Annotated in this window: 9 protein-coding genes and 1 other RNA gene; 5 read left to right on the top strand and 5 right to left on the bottom strand. The window is 59.2% G+C overall.

Annotated elements, in window-relative coordinates:
- The first annotated feature begins 225 nt into the window (after positions 1 to 225).
- Positions 226 to 657, top strand: a complete 432-nt coding sequence (gene ruvX, locus DXA70_RS13225) for a Holliday junction resolvase RuvX (RefSeq protein ID WP_022256824.1) — start codon at positions 226 to 228, stop codon at positions 655 to 657.
- A gap of 42 nt (positions 658 to 699) precedes the next feature.
- Here ruvX and DXA70_RS13230 read toward each other — a convergent pair whose 3' ends face one another.
- A complete protein-coding gene (locus tag DXA70_RS13230; protein WP_112115096.1) occupies positions 700 to 1,443 on the bottom strand; it encodes a peptidylprolyl isomerase in 744 nt (247 codons plus the stop codon).
- 269 nt (positions 1,444 to 1,712) lie between these two features.
- On the opposite strand from DXA70_RS13230, the gene DXA70_RS13235 reads away from it, so the two are divergent.
- The 3 genes from DXA70_RS13235 (at position 1,713) to DXA70_RS13245 (ending at position 3,054) form a co-directional block, all read left to right on the top strand.
- Positions 1,713 to 2,027 (top strand): DUF1292 domain-containing protein, encoded by a 315-nt coding sequence (locus DXA70_RS13235; protein WP_022256826.1) that lies wholly within the window; start codon positions 1,713 to 1,715, stop codon positions 2,025 to 2,027.
- A 31-nt stretch (positions 2,028 to 2,058) separates the two neighbouring features.
- A non-coding RNA gene (gene ssrS, locus DXA70_RS13240) (6S RNA) lies at positions 2,059 to 2,263 on the top strand.
- 158 nt (positions 2,264 to 2,421) lie between these two features.
- Positions 2,422 to 3,054 (top strand): AhpC/TSA family protein, encoded by a 633-nt coding sequence (locus DXA70_RS13245; protein WP_128118736.1) that lies wholly within the window; start codon positions 2,422 to 2,424, stop codon positions 3,052 to 3,054.
- Positions 3,055 to 3,099: 45 nt separating this feature from the next.
- Here DXA70_RS13245 and DXA70_RS13250 read toward each other — a convergent pair whose 3' ends face one another.
- From DXA70_RS13250 to DXA70_RS13265, 4 genes are all read right to left on the bottom strand, one after another.
- Positions 3,100 to 3,300 (bottom strand): DUF378 domain-containing protein, encoded by a 201-nt coding sequence (locus DXA70_RS13250; protein ID WP_022256828.1) that lies wholly within the window; start codon positions 3,298 to 3,300, stop codon positions 3,100 to 3,102.
- Positions 3,301 to 3,367: 67 nt separating this feature from the next.
- A complete protein-coding gene (gene ispE / locus DXA70_RS13255; protein WP_112115093.1) occupies positions 3,368 to 4,258 on the bottom strand; it encodes a 4-(cytidine 5'-diphospho)-2-C-methyl-D-erythritol kinase in 891 nt (296 codons plus the stop codon).
- A 15-nt stretch (positions 4,259 to 4,273) separates the two neighbouring features.
- The gene (locus DXA70_RS13260; protein WP_022256830.1) at positions 4,274 to 5,458 is read right to left on the bottom strand and encodes an aminotransferase class I/II-fold pyridoxal phosphate-dependent enzyme; all 1,185 of its coding nucleotides are present in this window, start codon (positions 5,456 to 5,458) and stop codon (positions 4,274 to 4,276) included.
- A complete protein-coding gene (locus DXA70_RS13265) occupies positions 5,458 to 5,937 on the bottom strand; it encodes an Lrp/AsnC family transcriptional regulator (RefSeq protein WP_022256831.1) in 480 nt (159 codons plus the stop codon). The genes DXA70_RS13260 and DXA70_RS13265 overlap by 1 nt, the downstream gene beginning before the upstream one ends.
- A gap of 378 nt (positions 5,938 to 6,315) precedes the next feature.
- Between DXA70_RS13265 and DXA70_RS13270 the strand changes: the two genes are divergently transcribed.
- On the top strand, positions 6,316 to 6,585 hold the full coding sequence (locus DXA70_RS13270) for an ACT domain-containing protein (protein WP_128118737.1): 270 nt from the start codon (positions 6,316 to 6,318) through the stop codon (positions 6,583 to 6,585).
- Positions 6,586 to 6,763: the final 178 nt, after the last annotated feature.

Genomic DNA, 6,763 nt, shown 5'->3' on the forward strand with positions numbered 1-6,763 from the left:
GCCACCTCCCCGGCCGGGGCGAGGTGGCACGAAAGTGCCGAAAGGGGAGCCCTTGGCAAATTGATTTTTGCCATACTGTGCCATACTGGACGAATGAATCACGCTCTCGCATTCAGTCGCCGGGCCCTGCGTCCTTTTTCGGTATGTTATTATTTTAGCACAAAATTGCAAGAACATCTATTCTGTGATACACTGGAGAAAACCAGCAAGCAGAAAGGACATCCTATGAAAATTTTAGCCGTGGATTACGGGGACAGCCGCACCGGCCTTGCCACCTGCGACCGCACCGAGTTTCTTACCAGCCCCATCACGCCGCAGATCACCCTCAAGGCCCGCAACAAGGTGGCCGCCCGGGTGTGTGAGGTGGCCAAAGAGATCGGGGCCGAGCTCATCGTCATCGGCCTGCCGCTGAACATGGACGGCACCGAGGGCGAGCGCGCCGCCAAGAGCCGGAAGCTGGCTACCACCGTCAAGCTGTGGAGCGGCCTGCCCGTGCGGATGTGGGACGAGCGGCAGACCACCTGCGCCGCCGCCGACCTGCTGGACGAGAGCGGCACCTACGGCAGCAAACGGAAAGAAATTCTGGACTCCGTCAGCGCCACCGTCATCCTGGACGACTACCTGGCCTGGCGGAAAGATCACCCCGGGGAAATTTAAGCAAAAAGGGACGCCGCAAAGCGTCCCTCTTGTGTTTTTGCGTTATTGATACGTCTCAATGCTCACACTGTTGATGGTGATGGCCTCCGTCGGCTTCTGGTTCTCATCCACCGCCGCCTGCCCGATGGCGTCCACCACATCCATTCCCTCGTACACCTGCCCGAGGACGGTATCGGTATAATCGAGGTAGGGTGCCCCGCCGGCGGTCTGGTAAGCGGAAACGACCTCGGCGCGGTAGCTGGCCGCGTTCATCTGGTCCACCAGCTCCTGCGTGACGGAATCGCTGCCCGGCAGGGTGTCCATGACATAGAAGACGCTGGCGCACTGGCCGGAGGTGTCCGTGGCCATGCAGAGGGCCCCGGAGTAATGGTGGAGCTTGTCGCTCACCTCAATGGGGCAGCGGCTGCCGTTCCAGATGGTGGTGCCTTTGCCGTCGGCCCCCTGCCCGGCCTCCACAAGGAAATCTTTTTCCACCCGGGAAACGGTCAGGCCGTTGTAATAGCCGCTCTGCACCAGGCCTGCAAAATTATCATAGGCCTGCGGGGCTTCGCTGGGGAACAGCACGGCCTTGAACACGCCCGCTGAGGTATCGAACACGGCAATGGTGTCCCCTGCCGCCGGGTGGGTGAACTGCAGCTCCCCGGACTCTACCGCCGGGCGGCTGATGCTCTGGGGCTTGCTGTCGCCGCCAAGACCCGGCAGGGTGGGCAGCCCGCTGCACCCCGCCAGTACCAGTGCCAGACCCAGCGCCAGTGCCGCGCAATATTTTTTTGGCCTGAGATTCATACTCCACACCCCTTTTGCATATCCTGTATTATGGTTTCTTCCCAAAATTCTCTGCGTTGATACACAACGTTTAGTATAGCATATTCCTGCCCAATAGGCGAGAGGAAAATGCGTGAAAATTTGCGGCGCGTTTTCTGTGCGAAAAACATCTTGACGAGCGGGCAAAAAAACGCTACACTATAGGCGTACCCGGCAGCGGGCACTCCCCGCAAAGGGCAGAGCTATGACGATTTTATGCAAAATTTACGATATTACAGGAGAACGAACTTATGGCAGATGAAATCAAGACCCCGGGTGCCGAAGAGGAATATCAGCCCGACCTGATGACCCTTGAGGACGAGGACGGTAACGAAGTCACGTTTGAAGTGATCGACGCGCTGGACCATAAGGGCGTGCATTACCTGGCCGTTGTGGAATACGCCGAGAACGAGGATGATGTGAATGATGATGCACAGCTGGTCATCCTGAGCGTGGGCGAAGACGACGAGGGCGAGTATCTGGACGTTGTGGAAGATGACGAGACTCTGCTGGAAGTGAGCAAGCTGTTTGAGAAGCGGCTGTCCGACCAGTTCGAGATCGAGTAAGTCCCTATTTTCCAGACAAATTACCAGGCAAGACTTCCTGCCCGGCGCGATTTGTTGCGGTTTATATGATCCTACTAATCATTCAACGGGAGCTTGGAGTTCTCCGGTGGATTGCAGACCTCCCCGCCATGGGTCGACCATGGAGGCTCGATGAGGAAGCGTGAATCCGGCGACAGGGCACCCACCTGTCCGTAAGGGTAGGTTTGATTGACCGCAGACGACCGGGCGGGATCTTTTTATCGAAATGCATCCACCGCTGGCCTTTTGCGAAAAGCCAGTGTGTGGATTTTTTTATAGGCATCTGGGGTGCAGCAGGGGTATTTCCCGCCGCAGGCGGGAAATACCCTACGACTCTTGCTTTGTTGGTGAAGATGGAAAGGATGTGCATTGCGGCATGAAAAGTGAGCATCTGGTGGGGACCAGCATCCCCCGGTTTACCTACGACACCCCCACGGTGCCGGGCAACGATTTTTACGCCCTGTGTGAGGGCACCCGGCCGCTGTGCATGATCTTTCTGCCCGGGTTCGACCACCCGGTCACCCGGGAGTATGTCACCCGCTATCTCAAGACCCTGCCCGCCCTGAAAGGTGTGCGGCTGGCCTGCGTGGTGCGCTCCTCGGCCCAGAGCGTGGCGGCGGCCACCCGGGGCTCTGATTTCCCGTTCCCCGTCATCTGCGACGCACCGGGCGTTTTGTACGGGTATCTGGGTGTGGAGCAGACCCGCGGCCTTTTGAGCTGGAGCTTTGCGGCCCAGAAAATTTTCAAGGCCGCCAAAGACGCGGGCTACCACTACGATAAATCCGCCCCCCAGATTTTACCCCTGACACTGGTGGTGGGCCACCTGGGCAAGATTCTGTTCACCCACTCCGGCCGCAGCCAGACCGACCTGCCCGAAGACTGCCGGGCCATCAACGACATCGTGCGGGAGATCGAGCGGGCGTCTATGGCAGCCCATGGTACCACCAATCCCCACTGCTCTGATGAGACCCTTACCCTGCCCGATCTTGTCGGCTGGGAAGAAGAATAAAATGGCACAAGAAAAACGGCTCCCTTGCAAGGAGCCGTTTTTGCGTTACTCTGCTTCGTCGGAAAACAGACCCGGGATGCCGCAGAGCGCGGCCGCGCCCACCACAGTGAACACGATCCGGGACCAGATGGAGCTGCTGCCGCCCAGCAGCCAGCCCACAAAATCGAACTGGAACAGGCCCACCAGCCCCCAGTTGATGCCGCCGATGATCATGAGAATCAGACAGATTTTATAAAAGGTCTGCACAAAAAGACCCTCCCTTCTCTTGGAATAGCATTTCCGGAGAAAGGAGGGTTTATGCATTCTGAAACGCTTACAGCAGCCATTTGGGGCTGACGACCCGGGCACCGCCTTTATCGGGCTGGGCCACATACACCTGCGGCCACTGGGCCTTGAGGGCCTCGGCAGCTCCACGGGCGGCCTCTTCGGTGGGAAACACGCCGAACACCGCCGCGCCGCTGCCCGTCATCAGGGCCGTGACGGCGCCGTGCTGGCGGAGAGCCGCTTTGATGGCCTCGTTGTCCCTGGCACCGCTGCACTCTTCCAGCGCGTTGCCGGCCGCCGCGCAGACCCCGGCCAGATCTTCGGCCCGGACGGCCTTTTCCTGGGCCTCACAGTCCGGGTGGGTGCTGCTGCCCACTTTGTCATAAGCCGCAAAGGCCTCCGGGGTAGAGACGCCGTAATCCGGCATCACCACGGTGAACCAGCAGTCCGGGCAGGGCGGCAGGGCTTTTAGGATATCGCCTACACCCTGCACCCGGCAGGTGCCGCCCATGAGAGCAAAAGGCACGTCGGCACCAATTTTGGCACCCAGAGCGCAGAGCTCACTCATGGAGAGTTTGGCCCCGTACAGGGCGTTCAGGCCCACCAGCACACCGGCGGCGTCGGCGCTGCCGCCCGCCATACCGGCCCGGACGGGCACGTTTTTATAAATGGTGATGTCCACACCCGCCAAAAGGCCCGTGTACCGGAAAAAGGCAATGGCCGCCTTGATGGCGGTATTGCTGTCGTTGGCGGCCACCGGACTGCCGGGCAGGCTCAGGCTCAGGGTATTGCTCCGGCGGAGCACCACCCGCTCGTACAGGGTGATGGCCTGCATGGTCATATCCAGATTATGATAGCCGTTGGGCAGCAGACCCACCACATCCAGTGCCAGGTTGAGCTTGGCAGGGGCCAGAACGGTCACGCTTTTCAAAGTTGCCATGGTTGTTTCCTCCCGTTATGCTTCCCCGTGATAAATGCCGTTTTCCTGCAGGAATTCCTTGATCCGCTTCAGGGCTTCTTTCAGGTGCTCTACGGAATACGCGTAGGACACCCGGGCATATCCCTCGCCGGAGGCACCAAAGGCGTCGCCTGGGATGATGGCCACATGCTTCTGTTCCAGCAGCTTTGTGCAGAATTCCTGGCTGCTCATCCCGGTGGACTTGATGCAGGGGAACGCATAGAACGCGCCCCGGGGCTCAAAGCAGGTCAGCCCCATCTGGTTGAAGCTCTTCACCACCAGGCGGCGGCGCATGTTGTACTCGTCCCGCATCCGGTCGATCTCGCCATCGCACTCTTTCAGGGCGGTGATGGCCGCGTACTGGCTGGTGGTGGGCGCGCTCATGATGGCGCTCTGGTGGATCTTGGTCATGATTTTGATGATGGGCTCCGGGCCGCAGGCATAGCCCAGCCGCCAGCCCGTCATGGCATAGCTCTTGGAGAAGCCGTTGACCACGATGGTCCGCTCCGCCATATCCGGAAGGGACGCAATGGAGACGTGGGGCCGCAGGCCATAGTTGAGCTCCGCGTAAATTTCATCGGAAAGCACCATGATGTTGGTGCCCCGCAGCACCTCCGCAACGGCCTCCAGGTCTTCCCGCTCCATCACGGCACCCGTGGGGTTGTTGGGGAACGGCATGATGACCAGCTTGGTCTTGGGGGTAATGGCCGCTTTGAGGGCGTCTGCTTTGAGGCGGAACTCATCCTCCTGTCGGCAGGCCACATGGACCGGCACACCGCCGGAAAGGGTGGTGATAGGCTCGTAGCAGACAAAGCAGGGCTCCGGGATGACGACCTCATCCCCGGGCTGGACCAGCGTGCGGATGCACATGTCAATGGCCTCGCTGCCGCCTACCGTCACCAGCACCTGGCTGGGCTCATAGTGGAGATTCATCCGGCGGGCGAGATAGCGGGTGATCTCCGCCCGCAGCTCCTTGAGGCCCGCGTTGGAGGTGTAGCGGGTGCGGCCGTGTTCCAGGCTCTCGATGCCGGCTTCCCGCACGGCCCAGGGCGTTTTGAAATCCGGCTCGCCCACGCCCAGGCTGATGCACTCGGGCATCTCAGCGGCCAGATCAAAGAATTTGCGGATGCCGGAGGGCCGCATGGCCTTGGCGGCAGGCGCGATCAGTCGTTCGTAATCCATCACAGCACCGTGCACTCTCTTTCATCGATCTCGTCGTCCTGGTACAGGCGGCCCTCTTTTTTGTAGGTACGGAGGACAAAGTGAGTGGCCGTGGACAGCACATCGTCCAGCGGGCTCAGCCGCTTTGCCACAAATAGGGCGATCTCCTGGAACGTCTGGCCCTTGATGACCAGCTGCAGGTCGTAACCGCCGCTCATCAGCAGCACGCTCTCCACCTCGTCAAAAGCGGCAATGGTGGCCGCGATCTCATCAAAGCCGCGGCTCTTCTTGGGGCTGACGTTCAGCTCAATGACCGCCTCCACCCGGTTCACCCCGGCCTTTTCCCAGTCCACAAGGGTCTTGTAGCCCTTGATGATGCCCTGCGCCCGGGCCAGGTCGATCATGGCCGCCACCTCGGCGGGGGATTTATTCAGCATCGTGGCAATGTCCTCAACGGAAAGCCGCGCGTTATCTTCCAGAATTTTCAAAAGCTGTTCCATGGTGCGTTCTCCTTTTCAGCTTGTTGTGCGAGATTTGTAAATAAGTATAACACAAGCGGCGGCTGTTTTCATCTGGTTTTTTGCATAGAATGTCTTTTGGGAGTGTTCTCGGTTCTTTTTTCTAAAAACAGTGTTCAAATTTCAGCAAATCTGCTATACTTGAGGGGAACGAAACCTCTCCGTCATCGCTCGCGCGATGCCACCCTCCCTAATAGGGGAGGCCTTGGCAGTCGATGGAAGCTTTCTCTATTTGCCAAAGGCTCCCCTGTCAGGAAAGACTCCCCCGGCTGGGGGAGGTGGCACGAAAGTGCCGAAAGGGGAGTGGCTGGCGAGCGAAGCTCGACTGAGAGGTGAAACTTAAATTATGGGGTAGAAATTATGAAAGCATTTATCACGGTCATGGGTCATGATACCGTTGGCGTGGTCGCCAAAGTCTCGACCCTTTGCAGCGAACTGAATATCAACATTGAGGACGTGACCCAGAGCATTCTGCAGGGCATGTTCGCCATGATCATGCTGGTGGATATCTCCAAGTGCAGTGTCAACCATGAGGAGCTGCACCAGCGCATGGACGCCCTGGCCAAGGAGATGGGGATGCAGATCAACCTCACCCGCCAGGAAGTCTTCGACGCCATGCACACGATTTAAACCTCTCCGTCACGCCTGACGGCGTGCCACCTCCCCTAACAGGGGAGGCCTTGGCAGTCGATGGAAGCTTTCCCTATTTGCCAAAGGCTCCCCTACTAGGAAAGACTCGCCCCGGCGGGGAGGTGGCACGAAAGTGCCGAAAGGGGAGCGGCTGGCGAGCGAAGCTCGACTGAGAGGT

The sequence above is a fragment of the Faecalibacterium sp. OF04-11AC genome (genome assembly GCF_003460645.1).
Classification (GTDB): Bacteria; Bacillota; Clostridia; order Oscillospirales; family Ruminococcaceae; genus Faecalibacterium; species Faecalibacterium prausnitzii_I.

Coding starts and splice junctions, on each gene's coding strand:
- ispE (WP_112115093.1), bottom strand. CDS start 4,258: ATGGCAACTTTGAAAAGCGTGACCGTTCTGGCCCCTGCCAAGCTCAAC.
- DXA70_RS13260 (WP_022256830.1), bottom strand. CDS start 5,458: ATGGATTACGAACGACTGATCGCGCCTGCCGCCAAGGCCATGCGGCCC.
- DXA70_RS13265 (WP_022256831.1), bottom strand. CDS start 5,937: ATGGAACAGCTTTTGAAAATTCTGGAAGATAACGCGCGGCTTTCCGTT.
- DXA70_RS13230 (WP_112115096.1), bottom strand. CDS start 1,443: ATGAATCTCAGGCCAAAAAAATATTGCGCGGCACTGGCGCTGGGTCTG.
- DXA70_RS13270 (WP_128118737.1), top strand. CDS start 6,316: ATGAAAGCATTTATCACGGTCATGGGTCATGATACCGTTGGCGTGGTC.
- DXA70_RS13235 (WP_022256826.1), top strand. CDS start 1,713: ATGGCAGATGAAATCAAGACCCCGGGTGCCGAAGAGGAATATCAGCCC.
- ruvX (WP_022256824.1), top strand. CDS start 226: ATGAAAATTTTAGCCGTGGATTACGGGGACAGCCGCACCGGCCTTGCC.
- DXA70_RS13245 (WP_128118736.1), top strand. CDS start 2,422: ATGAAAAGTGAGCATCTGGTGGGGACCAGCATCCCCCGGTTTACCTAC.